This window comes from Pseudomonas sp. VD-NE ins (assembly GCF_031882575.1).
GTDB classification, from domain to species: domain Bacteria; phylum Pseudomonadota; class Gammaproteobacteria; order Pseudomonadales; family Pseudomonadaceae; genus Aquipseudomonas; species Aquipseudomonas fluorescens_BZ.
Genome location: NZ_CP134772.1, coordinates 1,025,047 through 1,050,317 on the forward strand (window position 1 = coordinate 1,025,047; position 25,271 = coordinate 1,050,317).

The window sequence follows — 25,271 nt, forward strand, 5'->3', positions numbered from 1 at the left end:
ATGAAGCCGCTTTACCTCGCCTCCGGATCGCCGCGTCGACGTGAATTGCTCACGCAGATCGGCGTTCCGTTCTCCGCCATCAGTGCGGATATCGACGAAACCCCATTCCCCGAAGAATCGCCGTCGACCTATGTCGAGCGTCTGGCGCGCGGCAAGGCCGAAGCCGGGCGCCGCACCGTCGTGTCCGCTCAGCCATTCTGCGTGCTGGGTGCCGACACTGCCGTGGTGCTGGACGGCAAAATTCTTGGCAAACCGGTGGACGAAGCCGATGCATGCGCCATGCTGATGATGTTGTCCGGCAAGGAGCATGAAGTGCTCACCGCCATCGCCGTGCTCGAAAACGAGCGCTGCGAGTCGCGGGTGGTGCGCAGTCTGGTGCGGTTCCGCTTGATCAGCGGTGAAGAAGCTGCCGCTTATTGGGCCAGTGGCGAGCCACGTGATAAGGCTGGTGGTTACGGCATTCAGGGGCTCGGCGCAGTGTTTGTCTCGGGGCTCAACGGCAGTTACTCGGCAGTGGTCGGGTTGCCGGTTTGCGAAACCGCAGAACTGTTAGGCCATTTCGGCATACCCTGTTGGCAAAACCTGAACGCGCAATAAGCGTCGTACGAATCCAGATGCGGCCATTATCGTGAACACGCCTGAACGAGATCCTGCCATGAGTGAAGAGATTCTGATCAACATCACGCCGATGGAGTCGCGCGTGGCGGTGGTCGAAAACGGTGTGCTGCAAGAAGTCCACGTTGAGCGCACGCAAAAACGCGGAATTGTCGGCAACATCTATAAAGGCAAGATCGTGCGGGTGCTGCCGGGTATGCAGGCTGCGTTTGTCGACATCGGTCTGGACCGTGCGGCATTCATTCATGCCGCAGAAATCTCCCTGCGCGAAGGCCCTGCGGTGGAAAGCATCAGTGCGCTGGTGCACGAAGGCCAAAGCCTGGTGGTGCAAGTCACCAAGGATCCGATTGGCTCCAAAGGTGCGCGGTTGACCACGCAACTGTCGATCCCGTCGCGCTATCTGGTGTACATGCCGCGTACTGCCCACGTCGGCATTTCCCTGAAAATCGAAGACGAAGCCGAGCGCGAACGACTCAAGCAAGTGGTCAGCGATTGCGTGGCCAAAGAGGGGATCAAAGAGGCGGGTGGTTTCATTCTGCGCACTGCCGCCGAAGGCGCTGGCGCTGATGAAATTCTCATGGACATCCGTTATCTGCGTCGCCTGTGGGACCAGATCAACGAACAGATCAAAACCATTTCCGCGCCGAGCGTGATCTACGAAGACCTTGGTCTGGCGCTGCGTACCTTGCGTGATCTGGTCAACCCGAAGATCGAGAAGATCCGCATCGATTCCCGGGAAACCTTTCAGAAAACCACGCAGTTCGTCGCTGAACTGATGCCGGAAATCGCCGATCGTCTGGAACATTACCCGGGTGAGCGGCCAATTTTCGACCTCTATGGCGTCGAAGACGAAATCCAGAAAGCCCTCGAACGCAAGGTGCCGCTGAAATCCGGTGGCTATCTGGTGGTGGATCCGGCGGAAGCCATGACCACCATCGATGTGAACACCGGGGCTTTCGTCGGCCATCGCAACCTCGAAGAAACCATCTTCAAGACCAATCTCGAAGCGGCCACTGCGATTGCCCGGCAAATGCGCCTGCGCAACCTGGGCGGGATCATCATCATCGACTTCATCGACATGGAAGATGAAGAGCACCAACGCCAGGTTTTGCGCACCCTGGAAAAACAGCTGGAACGTGATCACGCCAAGACCAACATCATCGGCATCACCGAGTTGGGCCTGGTGCAGATGACGCGCAAGCGTACCCGGGAAAGCCTGGAGCAGGTGCTGTGCGAGCCGTGCAGCAGCTGTCAGGGGCGCGGCAAACTCAAGACTGCAGAAACCATCTGTTACGAGATTTTCCGCGAGATTCTCCGCGAGGCCCGGGCCTATCAGGCTGAGGGTTATCGTGTGCTGGCGAACCAGAAAGTGGTCGACCGCCTGCTCGACGAAGAATCCGGTAACGTTGCCGAGCTTGAAGGGTTTATCGGTCGCACCATACGCTTCCAGGTGGAAACCATGTATTCCCAGGAACAATACGACGTGGTGCTGCTCTGATCACCTGCTTCACATTTATTCCACCGCGGCTGGCCTCAGCTTTTCGCAGTATTTTTGCCATGGGAGCCAACTGACATGGAGCGTCTGACACGCATTCTGGCCATACTCACCCGCTGGGGGCTGGGCCTGTGCGCGTTGGTTCTGGTGTTGATGGCGTTGTACGTCAGTCTTGGCCGAGAGCTGACCCCGCTGGTGGCCGAATATCGCGCCGACATCGAAGACAAGGCCAGTGCCGCCCTCGGCATGCCGTTGCAGATCGGCGAGCTGGAAGGCAACTGGAGCGGTTTTGCGCCGATCCTGCTGGCTCACGATGTGATGGTCGGTTCAGGCGCCAATGCGCTGCGTCTGGATCGGGTGCGGGCGGTGCCGGATCTGTGGGCCAGCCTGTTGGCGCGCGAAGTGCGCATTGCCCACCTTGAACTCAATGGCCTGAAAATCAGCCTCAAGGAAGCCGAGGACGGCAGTTGGGCGCTGGAAGGTCTGCCGGTACAGAACGATCAGCCGCTCGATCCGCAACAGTTGTTCAATCGCTCGCAAATGATTCAGCAACTGTCGGTGCTCGACAGTCAGGTGACCTTGCAACCGCTGGATCACGCGCCGCTGACCCTCACCTATGTCGGCCTCAATCTGAAAACCGGTGCCAGCCGTCAACGGCTCGATGCGCGTTTGACCTTGCCGGATGGCCAGCCCGTTGCACTGAGCCTGCGCACGCGGATTCGCCCCGAGCAATGGCAGGACAGTGTGGTGGACGGTTACGCCAGCCTGCCGCAAAGCGACTGGTCGAAGTGGCTGCCGGAGCGTCTGACCCAACAATGGAATTTTTCCGAGATCAAGGCCGGCGGCGAACTCTGGGTCAATTGGGCCAAGGGCACGCTGCAGAGTGCCGCGTTACGCTTGAATGCTCCGCAACTGACCGGCGCCTATGCCGATCGCAAGCCGATCCAGATCAATAATCTGGCGCTTAACGCCTACTACGAGAACAGTGATGAGGGCGCGACCGTTACCCTCGATTCACTGGCGATGAATTTCGGCGAAAACCGTTGGGAGTCTCATGTACAGCTGAAGCAGACGCGCGCGACCGACAAGGTGGACGAGCTCTGGCACTTGCAGGCGGATCGTCTCGATCTGACTCCGATCACCCCGTTGCTCAATGCGTTGGGGCCGTTGCCGCAAGGATTCGCTACGGCCGTCGATCATCTGAAGGTCACCGGCGGTCTGCGCAACGTGCTGCTGGATTTTCGCCCCAACGCCACCGATGGCAACAAATTCAGTTTCGCGACCAACCTGGAAAACGTCGGTTTCGACGCCTATCACGGCGCTCCGGCAGCACGAAACGTCAGCGGCAGCCTCAGTGGCAACCTCGATGGTGGCGAGTTGCGCATGGACAGCAAGGATTTTGTCCTCCACCTCGACCCGATTTTTGCCAAGCCATGGCAGTACCTTCAGGCCAACGCACGCCTGACCTGGAAGCTCGATAAAGACGGTTTCACCCTGATCGCTCCGTACCTGAAGGTGCTGGGCGAGGAGGGCAAGATTGCCGGCGACTTCCTGATTCGCCTGCATTTCGACCATAGCCAGGAAGACTACATGGACCTGCGGGTCGGTCTGGTCGATGGCGACGGTCGCTACACGGCCAAGTATTTGCCCGAAGTCCTCAGCCCGGCGCTCGACGAGTGGCTGCGCACGGCAATCCTCAAAGGTGCGGTCGACCAAGGCTTCTTCCAGTATCAGGGCTCGCTGAGCAAAAATGCCGGTGAGGCCGATCGCAGCATCAGTCTGTTTTTCAAAGTGCACGACGCTGAGCTGGCCTTCCAGCCGGGCTGGCCGCACGTGAGCAAGGTCAGTGGCGATGTGTTCATCGAAGACAGTGGCGTGCGGATCTGGGCTGACAAGGGCCAGTTGCTCGACACTCAGGTCAGCGATGTCTTCGTCAATATTCCCCACGTACCGGCCGGGCAACACACGCACATGTATCTCGATGGCGGCTTTGCCGGCGGCCTCGGTGATGGCCTGAAAATTCTTCAGGACGCACCGATCGGCACGGGTGAAACCTTTGCCGGTTGGGAAGGCGCGGGAGATCTGCAAGGCAAGCTCAAGCTCGATATCCCGTTGGACAAGGGCGGCGACCAGCCGAAAATCCTCGTCGATTTCAAAACCGCCAATGCCCGGTTGAAACTGGCGGAGCCGAAGCTGGAGCTGACTCAGCTCAAAGGCGATTTCCGCTTTGATAGCGCCAAGGGGCTTAGCGGGCAGAATATTACGGCACGGGCGTTCGATAAACCGGTGACTGCGCAGATCTTCGCCGATGGCAGCCCCGGCAAGCTCAAGACCCGGGTCGCCGCATCCGGTCAGGTCGAAGTGAAGAAACTCACCGACTGGCTGGGCGTGACGCAACCATTGCCGGTTTCCGGAACCATTCCTTATCAATTGCAATTGAATCTGGACGGTGCCGACAGCCAGTTGATGGTCAGCTCCAGCATGAAAGGTGTGGCGGTAGATTTGCCGGCACCGTTCGGCATGGCGGCTGATGCAGGGCGCGATACCGTGTTCCGCATGACCTTGCAGGGGCAGGAGCGGCGGTATTGGGTCAATTACGACCAGTTGGCCAATTTCACCTTCGCGGCACCGGCGAGCAATTTTGCCGAGGGTCGCGGCGAATTGTTCCTCGGTGCCGGTGAAGCGGTGCTGCCGGGCGCCAAAGGCTTGCGGGTTCGCGGGGTTCTTTCGGAGCTGGACGTCGCGCCGTGGCAGGACCTGGTCAACAAATACGCCGGGCAGGATCCGGGCGGCAGCGCCAAGCAATTGCTCAACAGCGCTGATTTCAAGGTCGGCAAGCTCACCGCATTCGGAACTACGCTGGATCAGGCGTCGGTTCAGGTCGACCGCAAGCCGGGCGCATGGAATCTGGCCCTCGACAGCCAGCAGGCCAAAGGCTCGGCAAGTCTGCCAGACGCCAAGGGCGTGCCGATTGCGGTCAATCTGCAATACGTGAAACTGCCGGCGCCGGACCCGACGGTTCAGGCTGACGAGAATTCGCCAGACCCGTTGGTGTCGGTTGATCCGACGAAGATTCCGGCGCTGGATATCACGATCAATCAATTGTTTCTGGGGCCGGATCTGGTCGGTGGCTGGTCTTTGAAAGTGCGACCAACCGCCAAGGGCATCGCTCTGAACAATCTCGACATGGGCCTCAAAGGCATTCTGTTGCAGGGCAATGGCGGCTGGGAAGGTGCGCCGGGAGCGACCAACAGCTGGTTCAAAGGCCGGATTGGCGGCAAGAATCTCGCCGATGTCCTCAAGGGCTGGGGCTTTGCCCCGAGCGTGACCAGCGAAGAGTTCCACATGGACGTCGATGGCCGTTGGCCGGGTTCGCCGGCCTGGCTGGCAACCAAGCGTTTCTCCGGCACGCTCGATGCGTCGCTGAACAAAGGCCAGTTCGTTGAAGTGGAGGGCGGCGCGCAGGCGTTGCGGGTGTTTGGTCTGCTCAACTTCAACTCCATCGGCCGGCGTTTGCGTCTGGACTTCTCCGATCTGTTCGGCAAAGGCTTGAGCTACGATCGGGTCAAAGGCCTGCTGGTGGCAAATAACGGTGTGTACGTCACCCGTGAGCCGATTCGCCTGACCGGTCCTTCGAGCAACCTTGAGCTGGACGGTACGCTGGATCTGGTCGGTGATCAGGTGGACGCCAAGTTGCTGGTGACCTTGCCGGTGACCAACAACCTGCCGATTGCGGCGCTGATCGTCGGCGCACCGGCGGTCGGCGGCGCGTTGTTCCTGATCGACAAGTTGATCGGTGACCGTGTGGCGCGCTTTGCCAGTGTGAAATACACCGTCAAAGGCCCATGGAAAGAGCCGAAAATCACCTTCGACAAGCCTTTTTAACTAGCAGACACTACCCCTGGTAGGAGCTGCCGAAGGCTGCGATCTTTTGATTTTGTTTTTAAGCGCCAGATCAAAAGATCGCAGCCTGCGGCAGCTCCTACACAGTTATGCGCAGATTCCGAGGAGTAGCCATGTCTTTAGCGGTGATTCAAATGGTCAGCCAGAGCGACGTGCTGGCCAATCTGGCTCAGGCCCGGCGTCTGCTCGAACAGGCTGCAGCCGGCGGTGCGAAGCTCGCGGTGCTGCCGGAAAACTTCGCCGCCATGGGCCGTCGCGACGTCGCTGACATCGGCCGTGCCGAAGCATTGGGCGAAGGACCGATCCTGCCATGGTTGAAACAGACAGCCCGCGACCTCAAGTTATGGATAGTGGCTGGCACCTTGCCGTTGCCGCCGGTTGATCAACCGACGGCCAAGGCCAATGCCTGCTCGCTGTTGGTCGATGAACACGGCGAAACTGTTGCCCGCTATGACAAGTTGCATCTGTTCGATGTCGATGTCGCGGACAATCGCGGCCGTTATCGCGAATCCGATGACTATGCTTATGGCAGTGGCGTGGTGGTTGCCGACACGCCGGTGGGCAAGCTCGGTCTGACTGTGTGTTATGACCTGCGCTTTCCCGAGCTGTACAGCGAATTGCGTGCCGCCGGTGCCGAGTTGATTACCGCACCGTCGGCCTTTACTGCGGTGACAGGCGCAGCGCATTGGGATGTCCTGATCCGTGCGCGGGCCATCGAGACACAGTGTTATGTACTGGCCGCAGCGCAAGGCGGAACCCATCCGGGACCGCGGGAAACCTTCGGCCATGCGGCGATTATCGACCCGTGGGGCCGTGTGCTGGCGAGCCAGGATCAAGGCGAAGCGGTGTTGTTGGCCGAACGCGACAGTATTGAACAAGCGTCCATCAGGGCGCGAATGCCGGTGGTGAGCCATCGGCGGTTTTTCTCGCAGGGCGCACAGCGGCCTGCTTCAGAACACGAATTTAAGGCGTAAACCTATGAGCGAGTTGTTGTCCTCAGTCAGTGACCACCTGTTGGCGCCTGGCGGCGTGACGATCGAGAGTCTGCAAGGCGTGCTCGGCGATCTGGCCGGCCCCGGCATCGACGCCGCCGATCTGTATTTCCAGGGCCAGATTTCCGAGTCCTGGGCGCTGGAAGACGGCATCGTCAAGGAAGGCAGCTTCAACCTCGACCAAGGTGTCGGCGTACGCGCGCAGTCCGGTGAGAAAACCGGTTTTGCCTACAGCAACGCCATCACCCTCGAAGCCCTTGGCGCGGCGGCCCGTGCGGCGCGTTCGATCTCCCGCGCCGGGCAGAACGGCACTGTGCAGGCGTTCACCACCCAGGATGTCGCGCAATTGTATGCGCCGGACAACCCACTGGAAGTCTTGAGTCGGGCCGAGAAAGTCGAACTGCTCAAGCGCATCGACGTCGCCACCCGCGCACTCGACCCGCGTATCCAGCAGGTCAGCGTCAGCATGGCGGGTGTGTGGGAGCGCATTCTGGTGGCGTCGACCGACGGCGGCCTGGCGGCGGATGTGCGGCCACTGGTGCGCTTCAACGTCAGTGTGATCGTTGAGCAGAATGGTCGTCGCGAGCGTGGCGGGCATGGCGGCGGCGGGCGTACTGACTACCGTTATTTCCTCGCCGAAGACCGCGCCATGGGCTATGCCCGTGAAGCGCTGCGTCAGGCGCTGGTGAATCTGGAAGCGATTCCGGCGCCGGCCGGTACGTTGCCGGTGGTACTGGGCTCGGGCTGGTCTGGCGTGCTGCTGCACGAAGCCGTCGGTCACGGTCTGGAAGGCGATTTCAACCGCAAGGGTAGTTCGGCCTATAGCGGACGCATGGGCGAAATGGTTGCCTCCAAGCTGTGCACCATCGTCGATGACGGCACTTTGAGCGGCCGTCGCGGTTCGCTGAGCGTCGACGACGAAGGCACACCGACCGAGTGCACCACGCTGATCGAAAACGGCGTACTCAAGGGCTACATGCAGGACAAGCTCAACGCGCGTCTGATGGGCGTCGCCCGCACCGGTAACGGTCGTCGTGAGTCCTACGCACACCTGCCGATGCCACGCATGACCAACACCTACATGCTTGGCGGCGAAAGCGATCCGGCGGAAATCATTGCTTCGGTGAAGAAGGGCATCTACTGCGCCAACCTCGGCGGCGGTCAGGTCGACATCACCAGCGGCAAGTTCGTGTTCTCAACCAGCGAGGCGTACCTGATCGAAGACGGCAAGATCACTGCGCCGGTCAAAGGCGCGACGTTGATCGGCAACGGCCCCGAGGCGATGAGCCGGGTGTCGATGGTCGGTAACGATCTGGCGCTGGACAGCGGTGTGGGTACGTGCGGCAAGGATGGGCAGTCGGTGCCGGTAGGTGTCGGTCAGCCGACGCTGAAAATCGATGCGATCACCGTGGGTGGTACGGGCGCATAAGGAGAGGTGGAGCTTCGGGTGGCGCGCAGTGCGGCCACCCGGTGGCGAATATCAACGCAGACCGCGTTGAGTCTCGTCCAGCTCACGGATGTACTTGAAGATCTTGCGGCTGGAAGCAGGAGGTTTGTTTTGCGCAACCTCATGCTGAGCCTGACGGATCAGGGAACGCAGTTGCTGGCGATCGGCGTCCGGGTACTCGACGACGAATTTCTCCAGCACGGCATCGTCGCCTGCGATCAGGCGATCACGCCAGCGTTCCAGATTATGGAAACGCTCGTTGTACTGACGAGTCGAGGCATCGAGTTGATCGAGCAGCGTGAGAATCGCGTCAGTGTCCTGATCGCGCATCAGTTTGCCGATGAACTGCAGGTGCCGTTTACGCGCGATGTTCGCGGTGTGCTTGGGCGCATCGGCCAAAGCCCGGCGCATAGCGTCGGTCAGCGGCAGTTTTGCGATCAAGTCAGGCTTGAGTGTTGTCAGGCGCTCGCCGAGGTCAACCAGAGCATGCAGCTCGCGTTTGACCTGAGATTTGCTTTTTTCTCCCGTATCGAGGGAGTCGTCGTAAGAATCAACCATGGTGGCAGTCCGCAAAGAAACGCCGCCATGATAACCAGTCGGGGGCCGCTTGTCCGGCCCGGTCGCTCGATGACCCCAGCCGAAAGCAGAATTTGAGTGGAGATGAGCATGAGTGCAGTTCAAAGCGTCGGCCCGCAGGCATTGCCGGCACTGCAGGAACAAGTCGAGCAGATCATCGCCGAAGCCAAGCGTCAGGGCGCCAGCGCCTGCGAAGTAGCCGTGTCACTGGAGCAGGGTCTGTCGACCTCGGTGCGCCAGCGCGAAGTCGAAACGGTCGAATTCAACCGCGATCAGGGTTTTGGTATCACGCTTTACGTTGGCCAGCGCAAAGGCTCGGCCAGCACGTCTGCAACTGGTCCCGATGCGATTCGTGAGACCGTTGCTGCGGCCCTGGCCATCGCTAAACACACTTCCGAAGACGAAGCCTCGGGTTTGGCCGATGCGGCGTTGATGGCCAAGGAACAGCATGATTTCGACCTGTTCCACGAATGGGACATCACGCCGGAGCAGGCCATCGAGAAGGCCTTGCTTTGTGAAGCCGCAGCATTCGACGCCGATGCGCGGATCAAGAACGCCGATGGCACGACGCTGAGCACTCATCAGGGCTGCCGTGTGTACGGCAACAGCCACGGTTTCATCGGTGGCTATGCCTCGACACGGCACAGCCTGAGTTGCGTGATGATCGCTGAGGCTGATGGCCAGATGCAGCGTGATTACTGGTATGACGTGAGCCGACAGGGCGAATTGCTGGCCGATCCGGTGAGTATCGGTCAGCGTGCTGCGCAGCGGGCGGCGAGTCGTCTGGGCGCGCGCCCGGTGCCGACCTGCGAGGTGCCGGTGCTGTTCTCCGCAGAGCTGGCGGGCGGTCTGTTTGGCAGTTTCCTTTCGGCGGTGTCCGGCGGCAGTCTGTATCGCAAGTCATCCTTCCTTGAAGGCACTCTGGGGCAGAAGCTGTTCCCGGAATGGCTGACCATCGATGAGCGTCCGCACCTGATGCGCGCAATGGGCAGTGCTTCGTACGACGGTGATGGTCTGGCGACGTATGCCAAACCGTTCGTCGAAAAGGGCGAATTGGTCTCGTACATTCTCGGCACGTACTCCGGACGCAAACTGGGCATGCCGAGCACTGCCAACGCTGGCGGCGTACACAACCTGTTCGTCACCCACGGCGACGAAGACCAGGCAGCGCTGTTGAAGCGCATGGGTCGTGGCTTGTTGGTCACCGAATTGATGGGCCATGGCTTGAACATGGTCACCGGCGACTATTCGCGCGGGGCGGCGGGTTTCTGGGTCGAGAATGGAGAAATCCAGTTCGCGGTGCAGGAAGTCACCATCGCCGGCAACATGCGTGACATGTTCAAGCAGATCGTTGCGGTGGGTAATGATCTGGAACTGCGCAGCAACATTCGCACCGGCTCGGTGTTGATCGAACGGATGACCGTCGCAGGCAGCTAAGCTCACCCGCCACACAAAAAAGGCGCGCCACCCCATCGGGTGGCGCGCTTTTTTAATTGGCTCCATACAAAACCCTGTGGGAGCGAGCCTGCTCGCGAAAGCGATTTAACAGCCGACCGCAGTGGTGACTGATACGACGCCTTCGCGAGCAGGCTCGCTCCCACCCTGAAATCTGCATAGTTCGGCGCTCTTGTTTTGGTTCTCATTATCATCTAATAATAAATCTCATTATCGGATGAGCCCCGGACCATGAGTTCTGCCTTGCACGAGCAGCCGTATCTCGAAAGCTGGCGCTGGATGAGTCGCCAGATCCGTTGCGCGATGGATCCCGACGAACCGCGCCTGATCGAACACTATCTGGCCGAAGGCCGGTATCTGGCTTGTTGTACGGCAACTTCTCCCTGGACCATCGCTGAAACCTCCTTCCGTTTGCTGCTCGACACCGCCACCGACATCGCGCTGCCGTGGCATTGGCGCAGCGTCTGTCTCGATCAAGCCTGGCGCCCGCTGCGTGAAATGGAGCGCCTGTCCCTGTGCAAATGCCGGCTCAACCGCTGGCAACGCTACACCTGGCAGCTCGCCACTTGCGAACTGCTTCCCTCGATTCCTCTTATTGAACTGGTGCAAGGATTTTCAGATGACCAAGACACGTATTGAGCGCGACAGCATGGGCGAACTGCAGGTGCCGGTGGACGCTCTCTACGGCGCGCAGACCCAGCGCGCAGTGGACAACTTCCCGATCAGCGGCAAACCGATGCCGACGCAATTCATTCGCGCATTGATCCTCGCCAAAGCCGCCGCAGCCCGCGCCAACGTCGAACTCAACCAAATCACTGCCGCTCAGGGCAAAGCCATCAACGACGCCGCGCAAGGTTTGCTCGAAGGCGATTTCATGCAGCATTTCCCGGTGGATATCTTCCAGACCGGTTCCGGCACCAGTTCCAACATGAACGCCAACGAAGTGATTGCCACCCTCGCCAGCCGTTTGCTCGGCGAGCCGGTCAACGCCAACGATCACGTCAACTGCGGCCAGAGCAGCAACGACATCATCCCGACCACCATCCACGTCAGCGCTGCGCTGGCCCTGCACGAACAACTGCTGCCGGCGCTGCTGCACCTGGTGCAAGTCATCGAGCAAAAAGCCGGGCAGGTGCATCACCACGTCAAAACCGGCCGCACGCATTTGATGGATGCGATGCCGGTGCGCATGAGCCAGGTACTCAATGGCTGGGCGCAGCAGCTCAAAGCCAACATCGCGCATTTGCAGGATTTGCTGCCGAGCCTGCAATCGCTGGCGCAGGGCGGCACGGCGGTCGGCACCGGGATCAACGCGCATCCTGAGTTCGCCGCACGTTTCAGTCGTCAGTTGAGCCAGTTGAGCGACGTGCAATTCACCCCGGGCAAGGATCTGTTTGCGCTGATCGGCTCGCAAGACACCGCCGTCGCCGTCTCCGGCCAGCTCAAGGCCACCGCTGTGTCGCTGATGAAAATCGCCAACGACCTGCGCTGGATGAACTCCGGCCCGCTCGCCGGTCTCGGTGAAATCGAACTGGAGGCGCTGCAACCAGGCTCGTCGATCATGCCGGGCAAGGTCAATCCAGTGATTCCGGAAGCCACCGCCATGGTCGCTGCGCAAGTGATCGGCAACGATTCGGTGATCACAATCGCTGGCCAGTCGGGCAATTTCGAACTCAATGTGATGCTGCCGATCATCGCCCAGAACCTGCTGAGCAGCATCGAGCTGCTGGCCAATTCCAGTCGGCTGCTCGGCGACAAAGCCATCGCCAGTTTCAAGGTCAACGAATCGCGCTTGAAAGAAGCGTTGTCGCGCAACCCGATTCTGGTCACCGCGCTCAACCCGATCATCGGATACCAGAAAGCCGCCGAAATCGCCAAGCAGGCCTACAAGGAAGGGCGTGCGGTGATCGACGTTGCCCTGGAACACACCGACCTGTCACGCAGCCAACTGGAAGAGTTGCTCAATCCCGAGAAGCTCACCGCCGGCGGCGTGTAAATCCCGCAACCGCTTTGGAGGCTCACCATGGAGCACTGGAAACGCACGATCGAACGGGCCAATCGCTGCTTCATGCTCGGCGAATTGATCGACGCCCGTGAGGCTTACCTGCAAGCCCTGGCCCTGGCGCAAGTGTTATTCGAACGCTGGGCGGATGCCGACGAAGCGGTGGCGGCCTGCGTCATTTCTCACCACAACCTGGCGGATCTGCACTTGCGCCTGAACCAGCCGGAGGAGAGCGCCGAATACCTCTGCGCGATCCATCAACGACTGTTGCAGACCATGCAGGACGAACGTCAGCGCCTGGCATTGCGTGAAGCGGCGCTGCGCCAGAGCAGCAAGACCTACGTTGAATTGCTGAATTTCATCAGTGAACACGGCGAATACCCGCGCACCCAGCGCCTGCTGCACCCGGATACCGGCAATGCGCGCCGCGCGCCTGCCCCTCATCACCATGGAGTCCATTGAAATGGCTTTTACCTTGCCTGCCTTGCCTTACGCCTACGACGCCCTCGAGCCGCATATCGATGCGCAGACCATGGAAATTCACTACACCAAGCATCACCAGACGTACATCAACAACCTCAACGCGGCGGTAGAAGGCACTGAATACGCCGAATGGCCGGTGGAAAAACTCGTCGCCAGCGTTAAGGACCTGCCGGAAAAACTCCGTGCGGCAGTGATCAATCAGGGCGGCGGTCATGCCAACCACTCGCTGTTCTGGGAAGTGATGGTACCGAGCGGCGGCGGCAAACCGGACGGCGCGTTGGCCAAGGCCATCGATGAGCAACTGGGCGGCCTCGACAGCTTCAAGGAAGCCTTCACCAAAGCCGCGCTTACCCGCTTCGGCAGCGGATGGGCCTGGCTCAGCGTGACCCCGGAAAAGAAACTGGTGGTGGAAAGCAGCGGCAACCAGGACAGCCCGTTGATGAACGGCAATACGCCGATTCTCGGTCTCGACGTCTGGGAGCATGCCTACTACTTGCGTTATCAGAACCGTCGCCCGGAATACATCAACGCGTTTTACAACGTAATCAATTGGCCTGAAGTGGCTGCGCGCTATCAGGCCGCACTGGTTTAAGTCTTCTATAAAAACAATCCAAGGCTGACTATGGGCACTGAGACACTGGCGATCGGAAGTGGGCGTATGTTTCGTTACGCAGTGGGATCGCTATTGCTGTTGGCGGGCATGACCTTGCTGGTCGCCCACGGACTGGAATGGCTGAATCTGGAACCGAGGCTGTTGCGGGCGTTGCAGGGTGGCGCGATCTGCGCGCTTGGCACTGCGCTTGGCGCTGTGCCGGTGCTGGTGATTCGACGCATGCCGCAGGCGCTCAGCGATACCTTGCTGGGTTTTGGCGCCGGGGTGATGCTGGCAGCGACGGCGTTTTCGCTGATCGTGCCGGGCATTGCCGCCGCGCAAGGCCTCGGTCTGACTGCGTGGGGCTCCAGTGGCCTGATCTGCTTCGGCATCATGCTCGGCGCTTTCGGGCTGTATCTGGTCGATCGCAAAGTTTCCGGCGCGTCCCCGGAAATGCTCGTCGGCACAGTCGAGCATCCGGTGATTCCGCCACGGATCTGGCTGTTCGTGTTCGCCATCATTGCCCATAACATCCCGGAAGGCATGGCCGTCGGCGTTTCCGCCGGTGGCGGCATGCCGGATGCGGACAGTCTGGCCATGGGCATCGCTTTGCAGGATGTACCGGAAGGTCTGGTGATTGCGCTGGTATTGGCCGGGGCAGGGATGTCACGGGTCAAGGCATTCCTGATCGGTGCGGTGTCAGGCCTGGTCGAGCCGGTGTTTGCGTTGCTGTGTGCGTGGCTGGTCGGTCTGGCGCAGGTATTGTTGCCATTAGGTCTGGCACTGGCGGCGGGGGCGATGTTGCTGGTGGTGACTCACGAGGTCATCCCGGAATCACGGCGCCATGGTCATGACAAACTGGCCAGTCTTGGCCTGTTGATCGGGTTTTGTCTGATGATGGTGATGGATACCGCATTAGGTTGAAGATCAAAAGATCGCAGCCTTCGGCAGCTCCTACATTGGAATGCGTTCACTGTAGGAGCTGCCGCAGGCTGCGATCTTTTGATGTTGGCTGTCAGCCACCTTCGTCGAAATAGTTGTTGATCAACGCCACCAGCGCATCCAGCGCTTCCTGTTCCTGATGCCCTTCAGTACTCAGATAGATTTTGGTGCCCTTGCCAGCCGCCAGCATCATCATTGCCATGATGCTTTTGCCATCAACCGTGGTCTCCGGTGTGCGGCCCACTCTGATCGAGCAATCCGGATACTGCCCGGCCACCCCGACAAACTTGGCCGATGCGCGGGCATGCAGGCCCAGCTTGTTGATGATTTCGATTTCCAGAGCAGGCATCGCGGTGTGAATCCTTTAAGTGAGGTCGCGGTGGCGAACCTGGACGTTCTTCAGGGTTTTCTGCAGGGCCTGACCCAGACGTTCGGTCAGGTAGACGGAGCGGTGATGCCCGCCGGTGCAGCCAATGGCAATGGTGACGTAGGCGCGGTTGCTCGCAGCGAAGCGCGGCAGCCACTTGTGCAGGTAGGCGAAAATGTCCTGGAACATTTCTTCGACCTCCGGCTGCGCCGCCAGGTATTCAGCCACCGGCGCATCGAGACCCGATTGCGCGCGCAGTTCCGGCTTCCAGTACGGATTGGGCAGGCAGCGCACATCGAACACCAGATCCGCATCCACCGGCATCCCGCGCTTGAAGCCGAAGGACTCGACCAGAAATGCGGTCCCCGGCTCCGGCTGGTTCAGCAGGCGCAGCTTGATCGAGTCGCGCAGCTGATACAGGTTCAGATTGGTGGTGTTGATCTTCAGGTCCGCGAGATCGGCAATCGGGCCGAGCAGGGCGGTTTCATCCTGGATCGCCTCGGCCAGCGAGCGGTTGGCATTGCTCAGCGGATGGCGACGGCGGGTTTCGGAAAAACGCTTGAGCAGGGTTTCTTCGTCGGCATCCAGATACAGTACGTCGCACTGGATGTGCTTGCTGCGGACATCTTCAAGCAGTTCGGGAAAGCGCGTCAGGTGGCTCGGCAGGTTGCGCGCATCGATCGATACGGCCACCAGCGGCTGCGCCAGTTCAGTGTGAATCAGCGCACGTTCGGCCAGTTCCGGCAGCAAGCCTGCCGGCAGGTTGTCGATGCAGTAGTAACCGTTGTCCTCAAGGACATCCAGTGCGGTACTTTTACCCGAGCCGGAACGGCCACTGACAATGATCAAGCGCATGATTAGTGCCCGTTCTGCTCGTCCAGGACAACCTGATACAAGGCTTCGTTGCTCGCAGCGCTGCGCAGTTTATCGCGCACGTCCTTGCGATCGAGCATGCTGGCGATCTGACGCAGCAACTCCAGGTGCGCATCGGTGGCGGCTTCCGGGACCAGCAAAACGAACAGCAGGTCAACCGGAGCGCCATCAATGGCGTCGAAATCGATTGGCGTATCAAGGTGCATCAAGGCACTGATAGGCGACTGGCACCCCTTGAGACGGCAGTGAGGAATGGCGATGCCGTTGCCAAAACCGGTGGAACCGAGTTTTTCACGGGCAATCAACGCCTCGAAGACATCTTGCATCTCCAGAGCCGGCACTTCGCGGGCGATCAGGTTGGCAATTTGTTCGAGGGCTTTCTTTTTACTGCCGCCCGGCACGTTCACGAGGGAACGGCCGGGGGTCAGGATACTTTCAAGTCGGATCATGGGGTGGGGGGTTATCGACCGGTAGCGCCCTGGAGCAGGCTCTGGGTCTTTTCCTTATGCTTTTTGAGTTGTTTATCCAGCTTGTCGGTCAAGGCGTCGATCGCCGCGTACATATCGGTATGTTCCGCGTTGGCGACCACTTCGCTGCCGGGTATATGCAAGGTGGCTTCGATTTTCTGCTTCAGCTTTTCGACGCACATCGTGACTTGCACGTTGGTGATCTTGTCGAAATGGCGCTCTAATCGTTGAAGTTTCTCATTGATGTAGTCGCGCAGAGGTTCGGTCACTTCCAGTTGGTGTCCACTGATGTTGACTTGCATACAGCTTCTCCTTCGTTGCCAGTGCATAAAGCGGCAGGCTGGATAGCCTGCCACTGGAACGCTGTAACGTGGCTTACATCAACCGCTTGCGTTCGCTCGAAGGCGCGATCCCTAAGGATTCGCGGTACTTGGCGACGGTGCGGCGAGCCACCTGAATGCCTTGTGCCTCCAGTAAACCAGCGATCTTGCTGTCACTCAACGGCTTTTTCTGATTTTCCGCGGCAACCAGTTTTTTGATGATCGCGCGGATCGCCGTAGACGAGCATTCGCCGCCTTCGGAGGTGCTGACGTGGCTGGAGAAAAAGTATTTCAGTTCATAAATACCGCGTGGGGTATGCATGAACTTTTGCGTGGTCACCCGGGAAATTGTTGATTCGTGCATGCCGACCGCCTCAGCGATGTCGTGCAGGACCAACGGCTTCATGGCTTCGTCGCCGTACTCCAGAAAACCGCGCTGATGCTCGACGATCTGGGTGGCTACTTTCATCAATGTTTCGTTGCGGCTCTGCAGGCTCTTGATGAACCAGCGGGCTTCCTGCAACTGATTGCGCATGAAGGTGTTGTCGGCGCTGGTGTCGGCGCGACGGACGAAACCGGCGTACTGCGCGTTGACCCGTAGGCGTGGCACCGACTCCTGATTGAGTTCGACCAGCCAGCGCTCGTTGTCCTTGCGCACGATAACGTCGGGGACAACGTACTCGGCTTCGGTGGATTCGATTTGCGAACCCGGACGTGGATTAAGGCTCTGCACCAACTCGATGACCTGGCGCAACTCGTCTTCCTTGAGCTTCATGCGTCGCATCAGCTGGCTGTAGTCGCGGCCGCCCAGCAGGTCGATGTAATCGCTGACCAGACGCTTGGCTTCAGCCAGCCAAGGCGTCTTGGCTGGTAGCTGGCGTAATTGCAGCAGCAGGCATTCGCCGAGATTGCGCGCGCCGATGCCGGCCGGTTCGAACTGCTGAATGCGGTGCAGGACGGCTTCGATTTCGTCCAGCTCAATGTCCAGCTCAGGATCGAACGCCTCGAGGATCTCTTCGAGGGTTTCGTCCAGGTAGCCCTGATTGTTGATGCAGTCGATCAGGGTCACGGCGATCAGGCGATCGGTGTCGGACATCGGTGCGAGGTTCAATTGCCACAGCAGATGGCTTTGCAGGCTTTCGCCAGCGGAGGTGCGGGTGGTGAAGTCCCACTCATCGTCATCGCTGCTCGGCAGGCTGCTGGCGCTGGTCTGGTAGACGTCTTCCCAGGCCGTGTCGACCGGAAGCTCATTGGGGATGCGCTCGTTCCATTCGCCGTCCTCGAGGTTGTCCACCGTCGGGGCGGTCTCCTGGTAGGAAGGTTCCTGGATCTCGGTGTTGGGCTTCTGTTCGGCGTTGTCGGCCAGGGGATCGGAATTGTCGAAGTCGTCGCCTTCTTCCTGGCGTTCGAGCATCGGATTGGATTCCAGAGCCTCCTGGATTTCCTGTTGCAGATCCAGGGTCGACAATTGGAGCAGGCGGATGGCCTGTTGCAGCTGCGGTGTCATCGTCAGCTGCTGGCCCATTCTCAAGACTAGCGATGGTTTCATGGCAGGGGCTTAACACCTTATTCGCCGGCGCTATGCGCCATCCACTACAGGGCGCCGAAGCGCCAAACTTAAGCAAATTATATGCCTGAAACTGAAGTGTTTGCCTAGAGCGCTGTAACAATTAAAGCGTATTAAATCCTGCTTGAATCGATACAGCGCCCCGGCGGCGCACCGGGTACTGTTGCGCTTACAGGCGGAACTCGTGGCCCAGATACACTTCCTTGACCAGATCGTTGGCCAGGATGGTTTCTGCATCGCCTTCGGCAATCAACTGACCGTCGTTGACGATGTAAGCGGTTTCGCAGATATCCAGCGTCTCACGGACGTTGTGGTCGGTGATCAATACACCGATGCCCTTGGCCTTGAGGTGGTGGATGATCTGCTTGATGTCGCCAACCGAAATCGGGTCGACACCGGCGAACGGTTCGTCGAGCAGGATGAATTTCGGTGCAGTCGCCAGAGCGCGGGCGATTTCCACCCGGCGGCGTTCGCCACCGGACAGGCTCATGCCGAGGTTGTCGCGAATGTGGCTGATGTGGAATTCCTGCAGCAGGCTTTCCAGCTCCTTGCGACGGCCGGCCTTGTCGAGCTCCTGGCGGGTCTCGAGGATGGCCATGATGTTATCGGCCACCGACAGTTTGCGGAAGATCGACGCTTCTTGCGGCAGATAGCCGATACCGGCCTTGGCGCGACCGTGCATCGGCTGGTGGCTGACGTCCAGATCGTCGATCAGCACACGGCCCTGATCGGCCTGTACCAGGCCGACGATCATGTAGAAGCACGTGGTCTTGCCGGCGCCGTTTGGCCCGAGCAGGCCGACGATCTGGCCGCTGTCGATCGATAGGCTGACGTCACGCACGACCTGGCGGCTTTTATAGGCCTTGGCCAGGTGCTGAGCTTTCAGAGTTGCCATTACTGGGTTTTCTCGTCGGTTTTCTTCTTCGGCTGGATCACCATATCGATGCGCGGACGCGCTTCGGTGACCTTGCTGCCGGTAGCGCGACCGGCGCTGGCCAGTTTCTTCACGGTGTCATAGACGATTTTCTCGCCTTGAGTCGTGTTGTTGTCCTTGTCGACAACCTTGGCCTTGTCGATCAGCACAACGCGGTTCTGCGCGGCGTGGTACTGGATCGTCACGCCCCAGCCCTGTACAGGCTTGGTGTCGCCAGCGGTCTGCAGTTGTTCGAAGTAGGCAAGGTTGCCCACCGAAGTCACCACGTCAATATCGCCGGCCGGGGTGCGGGTGATGGTCACGGTATTGCCGGTCACCTTCATCGAGCCCTGAGTGATGATCACGTCACCCTTATAGGTGGCGATGCCGTTCTTGTCATCCAGCTGGGCGTCGTCGGCCTGAATGCGGATAGGTTGCTGCTGATCGTTCGGCAGAGCCCAGGCGCTCACGCTTCCCAGTGCTGCGCCCAGACTGAGCAAAATAGGGAGGGTTTTAACGAGCCTCATACTGTCCTCTTACGTTCGATAGCAGGTGTATCCTGCTTTCCTTCAGGTACGCTTTCATTCCAACGCCAGTCGATACACCGCCAGCGCCGTCGATTCTAACGGGTTGCTCGGTCTGCGCATATTGCTCCTGCGGGAACACGGTCATGCGCGTGGAGGTCACCAACAGATCGCGGTTCTGCTCATCGGTGCGCTTGATGCGTACCGAATCGATCAATTCGACTTGTGTGCCACCCGAATTCACTTCGCCACGCTCACTGGTCACGTGCCATGGAAACTCCGTTCCGCGGTACATGTTCAGGTCGGGCTTGGTGACCAGAGTGATATCGGTTGCCTTGACGTGCTCGGCCTTGTCGGAAGTCATTTCGTACTGCACTTTGCCGTCCGGCAAATATTGCAGGGTATGCGTGTTGGTTGCATACCAGTCGATAGGCGTTTCGACCGAGCTCACCGGTGGCTTGTCGAGGAAGCGTTCCGGGCTGATGTTCCAGTAGCCCACCGCGGCGAATATCGCCGCGATGCAGCCGAACAGCAGGAAGTTGCGAAATTTTTTGCTGAACATGGTTTGGCTCACAGGTACGCGGCGTTGGCCGCATCGAGGCGGCCCTGGGCGCGCAGGATCAATTCGCAGAATTCGCGGGCGGCACCTTCGCCACCACGGGCTCGGGTTACACCATGGGCGTGTTCGCGGACGAAATCGGCTGCGTTGGCAACCGCCATTCCCAGGCCTACACGGCGGATCACCGGCAGGTCGGGCAGGTCGTCACCGAGATAGGCGACCTCTTCGTAGCTTAGGCCCAGTTGCTCAAGAAGACCGTCGAGAACAACCAATTTGTCTTCACGACCCTGAAACAGGTGGGGAATCCCCAGGTTTTTCGCTCGGCGCTCGACCACTGGGGTCTTGCGGCCGCTGATGATAGCGGTCTGCACGCCGGCGTTCATCAGCATTTTGATGCCTTGGCCGTCGAGGGTATTGAAAGTCTTGAATTCGCTGCCGTCTTCAAGGAAATACAGGCGCCCGTCGGTGAGGACGCCATCGACGTCGAAAACCGCCAGTTTGATCGCTTTGCCGCGTTGCAGCAGATCGTTACTCATTACATGACTCCTGCGCGCAGCAGATCGGAGAGGTTGAAGGCGCCGACCGGGCGATCTTCTTCGTCCACAACAACCAGTGCGTTGATTCGGTGATCTTCCATGATTTTCAGGGCTTCGGCGGCCAGCATCTCTGGCCGTGCAGTCTTGCCGTGGGCCGTCATTACCTGGTCGATGGTGGCGCTGCGAATGTCAATGCTGCGATCCAGCGTGCGGCGCAAGTCGCCGTCAGTGAAGATCCCGGCCAGTTTACCGTCAGTTTCAAGAATGACGGTCATGCCCAGACCTTTGCGGGTCATTTCCATCAGTGCGTCCTTGAGCAGCGTGCCGCGTTGTACTTGCGGCAATTCCTGCCCGGCGTGCATGACGTTTTCCACTTTCAGCAACAGGCGACGACCGAGCGCGCCGCCCGGGTGGGAGAAGGCGAAGTCTTCGGCGGTGAAACCGCGTGCTTCCAGCAGCGCGACGGCCAACGCATCGCCCATGACCAATGCCGCTGTCGTCGACGAGGTCGGCGCCAGATTCAGCGGACAGGCTTCATGCTCGACGTGAACGTTGAGATTGACCTCGGCGGCCTTGGCCAGCGGCGATTGCGGGTTGCCGGTGACGCTGATCAGCTGGATGCCCAGACGTTTGATCAGCGGCAGCAGGGTGACGATTTCGTTGGTCGAGCCGGAGTTCGACAGGGCCAGGATCACGTCATCGCGGGTGATCATGCCCATGTCGCCATGGCTGGCCTCGGCCGGGTGCACGAAAAATGCCGGGGTGCCGGTGCTGGCCAGGGTCGCGGCAATCTTGTTGCCGATGTGCCCGGATTTTCCCATGCCGACCACGACTACACGTCCTTTACTGGCCAGAATCATCTCGCAAGCGCGTACGAAATCGGCGTCGATATGGGGCAACAAGCCTTGTACGGCCTCCACTTCGAGTTGGATGGTGCGTTGTGCCGATTGAATCAGGTCGCTGGATTGGCTCATGTCAGAAATCGTATAGCCCGATGAAAAGGCGGCGATTATAGCGGTTATGTTGCAAAGCCTCACGCAAGTTCGTCGTGCTTTGTCATTACTCGTTACCAAAACCCGGTAAAAGAGCCCGCGCACCTGTCATATCGCCGAACTCAGGCTGGTACAAGCCTTGGGCGCGTAGCCTTTGCAGTGATATAGTTCGCCGCCAGTTCGGCCTGCCCGGGATGTACGTACTTTTTAAGTAAAGACAGGCGTCCGAGTGAGAGGCTGCATCGCAAGGAGTTTAGATGAGTGCCGATAACGCCTACGCGGTCGAGCTGAAGGGAGTCTCCTTCAAGCGCGGTGCGCGCAGCATTTTCAATAACGTCGATATTCGCATCCCGCGCGGCAAGGTCACCGGCATCATGGGGCCTTCCGGGTGTGGCAAGACCACGCTGCTGCGATTGATGGGCGCACAATTGCGTCCTGCCAGCGGCGAAGTCTGGGTCAACGGCCAGAACCTGCCTGCGCTTTCGCGCAGCGATCTGTTCGATGCGCGAAAGCACATGGGTGTGCTGTTTCAAAGCGGCGCGCTGTTCACCGATCTCGATGTGTTCGAGAACGTGGCTTTCCCCCTGCGTGTTCATACCGATTTGCCGGAAGAAATGATCCGCGACATCGTCCTGCTCAAATTGCAGGCGGTCGGTCTGCGCGGTGCCATCGAGTTGATGCCGGATGAGCTGTCCGGTGGCATGAAGCGCCGCGTCGCACTGGCGCGGGCGATTGCGCTCGATCCGCAGATTCTCATGTACGACGAACCGTTCGTCGGCCAGGACCCGATCGCCATGGGCGTGCTGGTGCGACTGATCCGCCTGCTCAACGATGCGCTGGGGATCACCAGTATCGTGGTGTCCCACGATCTGGCCGAAACCGCGAGCATCGCCGACTACATCTATGTCGTCGGTGATGGTCAGGTGCTGGGGCAGGGTACGCCGGACGAGTTGATGAACTCGGACGAGCCGCGTATCCGTCAGTTCATGACCGGCGATCCCGATGGCCCGGTGCCGTACCATTTTCCAGCGACGGATTACCGCGCAGATCTTCTGGGGAAGCGCTGATGCGCAGAATTTCATTAATAGAACGCGTGCGCCGGTTCGGCGAAGCGGCGATCGATGCCGTTGCGGTGTTCGGTCGTGCGACGCTGTTCCTGTTTCATGCGCTGCTGGGGCGTGGCGGGATCAGCGGTGGCTTCAGCCTGCTGGTCAAGCAACTGCATTCGGTCGGCGTGATGTCGCTGGTGATCATCGTCGTCTCCGGGATCTTCATCGGCATGGTGCTGGCGCTGCAGGGCTTCAGCATTCTATCGAGCTACGGTTCGGAACAGGCGGTGGGGCAGATGGTTGCGTTGACCCTGTTGCGTGAGCTCGGCCCGGTAGTGACGGCGCTGTTGTTCGCCGGTCGGGCCGGTTCGGCACTGACCGCAGAGATCGGCAACATGAAGTCCACCGAACAGCTTTCCAGTCTGGAAATGATCGGTGTCGATCCGCTCAAGTACATCATTGCCCCGCGCCTCTGGGCCGGCTTCATTTCCCTGCCGGTGCTGGCGATGATTTTCAGCGTGGTGGGCATCTGGGGCGGTTCGTGGGTGGCTGTCGACTGGCTGGGTGTGTATGAAGGCTCTTATTGGGCGAACATGCAGAACAGCGTTAATTTCACCAGTGATGTGCTCAATGGCGTGATCAAAAGTATTGTTTTCGCCTTTGTAGTGACCTGGATTGCCGTATTCCAAGGCTATGACTGTGAGCCCACTTCCGAGGGCATCAGTCGCGCCACCACCAAGACCGTGGTGTTTGCCTCGCTGGCAGTGCTCGGCCTGGACTTTATTCTGACCGCTTTGATGTTTGGAGATTTCTGATGCAAAACCGCACCCTGGAAATCGGTGTCGGCCTGTTCCTGCTGGCAGGGATCCTGGCTTTGTTGCTGCTTGCTTTGCGGGTCAGTGGTCTGTCTCCGACGTCGACCACCGACACCTATAAACTGTATGCCTACTTTGACAATATCGCCGGTTTGACGGTCAGAGCCAAAGTGACCATGGCCGGTGTGACCATCGGCAAGGTCACGGCGATCGATCTGGATCGCGACAGCTTCACCGGTCGGGTCACCCTGCAAGTGGATAAAAAGGTCGACAACCTGCCGACCGACTCCACAGCGTCTATCCTGACCGCTGGTCTGCTGGGCGAGAAGTACATCGGTATCAGCGTAGGCGGGGAAGACAAACCGCTGAAGGATGGTGGAACCATTCACGACACCCAGTCGTCACTGGTACTGGAAGACCTTATCGGTAAATTCCTGCTCAATACCGTTAGCAAAGACGCCAAATGAGGAGCTTTTGAATGATCTCTATCTTGCGACGTAGCCTGTTGGTGTTACTGGCGGCCCTGCCGTTGATGGGTAACGCCGTGGCTGCTGCGACTTCGGCACATGATCTGGTGCAGGACACAACCACCCGGTTGCTGGCCGATCTGGCTGCCAACAAAGAGAAATACAAGCAGGATCCGACGGATTTCTACGCGGCGCTCAACAGCATCGTCGGGCCAGTGGTAGACGCCGAAGGCATTTCCAAGAGCATCATGACGGTCAAGTACTCGCGCAAGGCCACGCCAGCGCAGATGCAGACCTTCCAGGAAAACTTCAAGAAAGGCCTGTTCCAGTTCTACGGCAACGCCTTGCTCGAGTACAACAACCAGGGCATTACCGTTGATCCTGCGAAGGATGAGTCGGGCGATCGCACCAGCGTCAACATGACCGTCAAGGGCAGCAGCGGCGCGATCTATCCTGTGCAGTACACGCTCGAGAAGATCAACGGCGAGTGGAAACTGCGCAACGTGATCATCAACGGTATCAACATCGGCAAGCTGTTCCGTGATCAGTTCGCCGACGCGATGCAGCGCAATGGCAACGATCTGGACAAGACCATCAATGGTTGGGCCGGTGAAGTGGCCAAGGCCAAGGAAGCCACCGAAAAGAACCCCGCGCAATGAATGAGGCCGCAGTTCGTATGAGTGATGTCGACGAGCTTCTGCTCAGCGGAGTGCTGGACTATCGCACCGGCGCTGACCTGCGCAAGCAAGGCCAGACGCTGATCAAGTCCAGCAAGGCTGCTTCGCTGGTGATCGACTGCTCGGCGGTGAAGAAGTCCAGCAGCGTCGGTTTGTCGTTGCTGCTGTGTTTCATGCGCGATGCGAATGCGGCCGGCAAGGCTGTCAGCATCCGCGCGATGCCCGAAGACATGCGCGAAATCGCTCAGGTCAGTGAACTGACCGAACTGTTGGCGCACCCCTGAACCCACATCTATAAAGAAGCCCCCCGTCAGAGTCCTGCCATGCGGGGTTCGCAGGCGCGGGGCTTTTTTGTATGATGTCCGACCCGTGCGCACAGGGCGCCGATTGAGGTTGAGCATGCAGGCCGTAGAAGTGAAGAGCTTCCTTGAAGGAAAGCTGCCCGGAACGTTGGTAGAAGTTGAGGGCGAAGGCTGCAATTTCCAGCTGAACGTGATTAGCGATGAACTGGCGGCGTTGAGCCCGGTGAAGCGTCAGCAGCAGATCTATGCCCATTTGAACCCATGGATCACCGATGGCAGCATCCATGCGGTCACTATGAAATTTTTCAGCAGCGCGGCCTGGGCCGAGCGCACCTGAGCCT

28 protein-coding genes are annotated in these 25,271 nt (G+C 59.4%); 17 read left to right on the forward strand and 11 right to left on the reverse strand.

What is annotated here, in order from left to right; genetic code table 11:
* The 5 genes from RMV17_RS04300 (at window position 1) to tldD (ending at window position 8,434) form a co-directional block, all read left to right on the forward strand.
* Window positions 1-597 carry a Maf family protein gene (locus tag RMV17_RS04300; protein WP_034154469.1) on the forward strand — a complete coding sequence of 199 codons (597 nt, stop codon included), beginning with the start codon at window positions 1-3 and terminating at the stop codon, window positions 595-597.
* A gap of 58 nt (window positions 598-655) precedes the next feature.
* Window positions 656-2,113 carry a ribonuclease G gene (rng, locus tag RMV17_RS04305; RefSeq protein ID WP_034154470.1) on the forward strand — a complete coding sequence of 486 codons (1,458 nt, stop codon included), beginning with the start codon at window positions 656-658 and terminating at the stop codon, window positions 2,111-2,113.
* A gap of 75 nt (window positions 2,114-2,188) precedes the next feature.
* On the forward strand, window positions 2,189-5,995 hold the full coding sequence (locus tag RMV17_RS04310; protein WP_311885858.1) for a YhdP family protein: 3,807 nt from the start codon (window positions 2,189-2,191) through the stop codon (window positions 5,993-5,995).
* Between the two features lie 131 nt (window positions 5,996-6,126).
* The gene (locus RMV17_RS04315) at window positions 6,127-6,987 is read left to right on the forward strand and encodes a carbon-nitrogen hydrolase family protein (protein WP_311885859.1); all 861 of its coding nucleotides are present in this window, start codon (window positions 6,127-6,129) and stop codon (window positions 6,985-6,987) included.
* 4 nt (window positions 6,988-6,991) lie between these two features.
* Window positions 6,992-8,434, forward strand: coding sequence for a metalloprotease TldD (tldD, locus tag RMV17_RS04320; RefSeq protein ID WP_034154473.1), 1,443 nt, complete (start codon window positions 6,992-6,994; stop codon window positions 8,432-8,434).
* Between the two features lie 51 nt (window positions 8,435-8,485).
* Here tldD and yjgA read toward each other — a convergent pair whose 3' ends face one another.
* The gene (yjgA, locus tag RMV17_RS04325; RefSeq protein WP_007915377.1) at window positions 8,486-9,010 is read right to left on the reverse strand and encodes a ribosome biogenesis factor YjgA; all 525 of its coding nucleotides are present in this window, start codon (window positions 9,008-9,010) and stop codon (window positions 8,486-8,488) included.
* Between the two features lie 108 nt (window positions 9,011-9,118).
* On the opposite strand from yjgA, the gene pmbA reads away from it, so the two are divergent.
* The 6 genes from pmbA (at window position 9,119) to RMV17_RS04355 (ending at window position 14,484) form a co-directional block, all read left to right on the forward strand.
* Window positions 9,119-10,465 carry a metalloprotease PmbA gene (gene pmbA, locus RMV17_RS04330; RefSeq protein WP_034154475.1) on the forward strand — a complete coding sequence of 449 codons (1,347 nt, stop codon included), beginning with the start codon at window positions 9,119-9,121 and terminating at the stop codon, window positions 10,463-10,465.
* Window positions 10,466-10,714: 249 nt separating this feature from the next.
* On the forward strand, window positions 10,715-11,122 hold the full coding sequence (locus RMV17_RS04335) for a FagA protein (protein WP_311885860.1): 408 nt from the start codon (window positions 10,715-10,717) through the stop codon (window positions 11,120-11,122).
* Complete coding sequence (locus RMV17_RS04340) at window positions 11,103-12,479, forward strand: class II fumarate hydratase (RefSeq protein ID WP_311885861.1); 1,377 nt, start codon at window positions 11,103-11,105, stop codon at window positions 12,477-12,479. Before RMV17_RS04335 ends, RMV17_RS04340 begins: the two co-directional genes overlap by 20 nt.
* A gap of 27 nt (window positions 12,480-12,506) precedes the next feature.
* The gene (locus RMV17_RS04345) at window positions 12,507-12,947 is read left to right on the forward strand and encodes a hypothetical protein (protein WP_016984162.1); all 441 of its coding nucleotides are present in this window, start codon (window positions 12,507-12,509) and stop codon (window positions 12,945-12,947) included.
* A gap of 1 nt (window position 12,948) precedes the next feature.
* Window positions 12,949-13,560: a superoxide dismutase gene (locus RMV17_RS04350; RefSeq protein ID WP_311885862.1), complete on the forward strand. Its 612-nt coding sequence runs from the start codon at window positions 12,949-12,951 to the stop codon at window positions 13,558-13,560.
* A 30-nt stretch (window positions 13,561-13,590) separates the two neighbouring features.
* A complete protein-coding gene (locus tag RMV17_RS04355) occupies window positions 13,591-14,484 on the forward strand; it encodes a ZIP family metal transporter (RefSeq protein ID WP_311885863.1) in 894 nt (297 codons plus the stop codon).
* A gap of 91 nt (window positions 14,485-14,575) precedes the next feature.
* Here RMV17_RS04355 and RMV17_RS04360 read toward each other — a convergent pair whose 3' ends face one another.
* The 10 genes from RMV17_RS04360 to RMV17_RS04405 all read right to left on the reverse strand — a co-directional run bounded on the left by RMV17_RS04360 (window position 14,576) and on the right by RMV17_RS04405 (window position 21,602).
* Window positions 14,576-14,851: an HPr family phosphocarrier protein gene (locus RMV17_RS04360; RefSeq protein ID WP_108226167.1), complete on the reverse strand. Its 276-nt coding sequence runs from the start codon at window positions 14,849-14,851 to the stop codon at window positions 14,576-14,578.
* Between the two features lie 15 nt (window positions 14,852-14,866).
* Window positions 14,867-15,724, reverse strand: coding sequence for an RNase adapter RapZ (rapZ, locus tag RMV17_RS04365; protein ID WP_108226168.1), 858 nt, complete (start codon window positions 15,722-15,724; stop codon window positions 14,867-14,869).
* Window positions 15,725-15,726: 2 nt separating this feature from the next.
* Window positions 15,727-16,191, reverse strand: a complete 465-nt coding sequence (ptsN, locus tag RMV17_RS04370; protein WP_311885864.1) for a PTS IIA-like nitrogen regulatory protein PtsN — start codon at window positions 16,189-16,191, stop codon at window positions 15,727-15,729.
* 11 nt (window positions 16,192-16,202) lie between these two features.
* Window positions 16,203-16,511 (reverse strand): ribosome hibernation-promoting factor, HPF/YfiA family, encoded by a 309-nt coding sequence (gene hpf, locus RMV17_RS04375; RefSeq protein WP_047299778.1) that lies wholly within the window; start codon window positions 16,509-16,511, stop codon window positions 16,203-16,205.
* Window positions 16,512-16,584: 73 nt separating this feature from the next.
* On the reverse strand, window positions 16,585-18,078 hold the full coding sequence (locus tag RMV17_RS04380) for an RNA polymerase factor sigma-54 (RefSeq protein ID WP_034154484.1): 1,494 nt from the start codon (window positions 18,076-18,078) through the stop codon (window positions 16,585-16,587).
* A 187-nt stretch (window positions 18,079-18,265) separates the two neighbouring features.
* Window positions 18,266-18,991 carry an LPS export ABC transporter ATP-binding protein gene (gene lptB, locus RMV17_RS04385; protein ID WP_008085069.1) on the reverse strand — a complete coding sequence of 242 codons (726 nt, stop codon included), beginning with the start codon at window positions 18,989-18,991 and terminating at the stop codon, window positions 18,266-18,268.
* Window positions 18,991-19,536: a lipopolysaccharide transport periplasmic protein LptA gene (gene lptA / locus RMV17_RS04390; protein WP_034154485.1), complete on the reverse strand. Its 546-nt coding sequence runs from the start codon at window positions 19,534-19,536 to the stop codon at window positions 18,991-18,993. The genes lptB and lptA overlap by 1 nt, the downstream gene beginning before the upstream one ends.
* The gene (gene lptC / locus RMV17_RS04395; protein ID WP_034154486.1) at window positions 19,523-20,095 is read right to left on the reverse strand and encodes an LPS export ABC transporter periplasmic protein LptC; all 573 of its coding nucleotides are present in this window, start codon (window positions 20,093-20,095) and stop codon (window positions 19,523-19,525) included. Before lptC ends, lptA begins: the two co-directional genes overlap by 14 nt.
* Window positions 20,096-20,103: 8 nt before the next feature.
* Window positions 20,104-20,628 carry a KdsC family phosphatase gene (locus RMV17_RS04400; protein ID WP_007912407.1) on the reverse strand — a complete coding sequence of 175 codons (525 nt, stop codon included), beginning with the start codon at window positions 20,626-20,628 and terminating at the stop codon, window positions 20,104-20,106.
* Entirely contained in the window at window positions 20,628-21,602 is a 975-nt protein-coding gene (locus tag RMV17_RS04405; protein ID WP_007912405.1) for a KpsF/GutQ family sugar-phosphate isomerase, read from the reverse strand. Before RMV17_RS04405 ends, RMV17_RS04400 begins: the two co-directional genes overlap by 1 nt.
* Window positions 21,603-21,877: 275 nt before the next feature.
* Here RMV17_RS04405 and RMV17_RS04410 point away from each other — a divergent pair, with 275 nt between their 5' ends.
* From RMV17_RS04410 to RMV17_RS04435, 6 genes are all read left to right on the forward strand, one after another.
* Complete coding sequence (locus RMV17_RS04410) at window positions 21,878-22,687, forward strand: ATP-binding cassette domain-containing protein (protein ID WP_007912403.1); 810 nt, start codon at window positions 21,878-21,880, stop codon at window positions 22,685-22,687.
* Entirely contained in the window at window positions 22,687-23,484 is a 798-nt protein-coding gene (gene mlaE, locus RMV17_RS04415) for a lipid asymmetry maintenance ABC transporter permease subunit MlaE (protein ID WP_007912402.1), read from the forward strand. The genes RMV17_RS04410 and mlaE overlap by 1 nt, the downstream gene beginning before the upstream one ends.
* Window positions 23,484-23,951, forward strand: a complete 468-nt coding sequence (mlaD, locus tag RMV17_RS04420; protein ID WP_007912400.1) for an outer membrane lipid asymmetry maintenance protein MlaD — start codon at window positions 23,484-23,486, stop codon at window positions 23,949-23,951. The genes mlaE and mlaD overlap by 1 nt, the downstream gene beginning before the upstream one ends.
* An 11-nt stretch (window positions 23,952-23,962) precedes the next feature.
* Complete coding sequence (locus RMV17_RS04425; protein WP_034154487.1) at window positions 23,963-24,610, forward strand: phospholipid-binding protein MlaC; 648 nt, start codon at window positions 23,963-23,965, stop codon at window positions 24,608-24,610.
* The gene (locus RMV17_RS04430) at window positions 24,607-24,912 is read left to right on the forward strand and encodes a lipid asymmetry maintenance protein MlaB (protein WP_127925840.1); all 306 of its coding nucleotides are present in this window, start codon (window positions 24,607-24,609) and stop codon (window positions 24,910-24,912) included. The genes RMV17_RS04425 and RMV17_RS04430 overlap by 4 nt, the downstream gene beginning before the upstream one ends.
* A gap of 115 nt (window positions 24,913-25,027) precedes the next feature.
* Window positions 25,028-25,267 (forward strand): BolA family protein, encoded by a 240-nt coding sequence (locus tag RMV17_RS04435; RefSeq protein WP_007912386.1) that lies wholly within the window; start codon window positions 25,028-25,030, stop codon window positions 25,265-25,267.
* Window positions 25,268-25,271 lie beyond the last annotated feature (4 nt).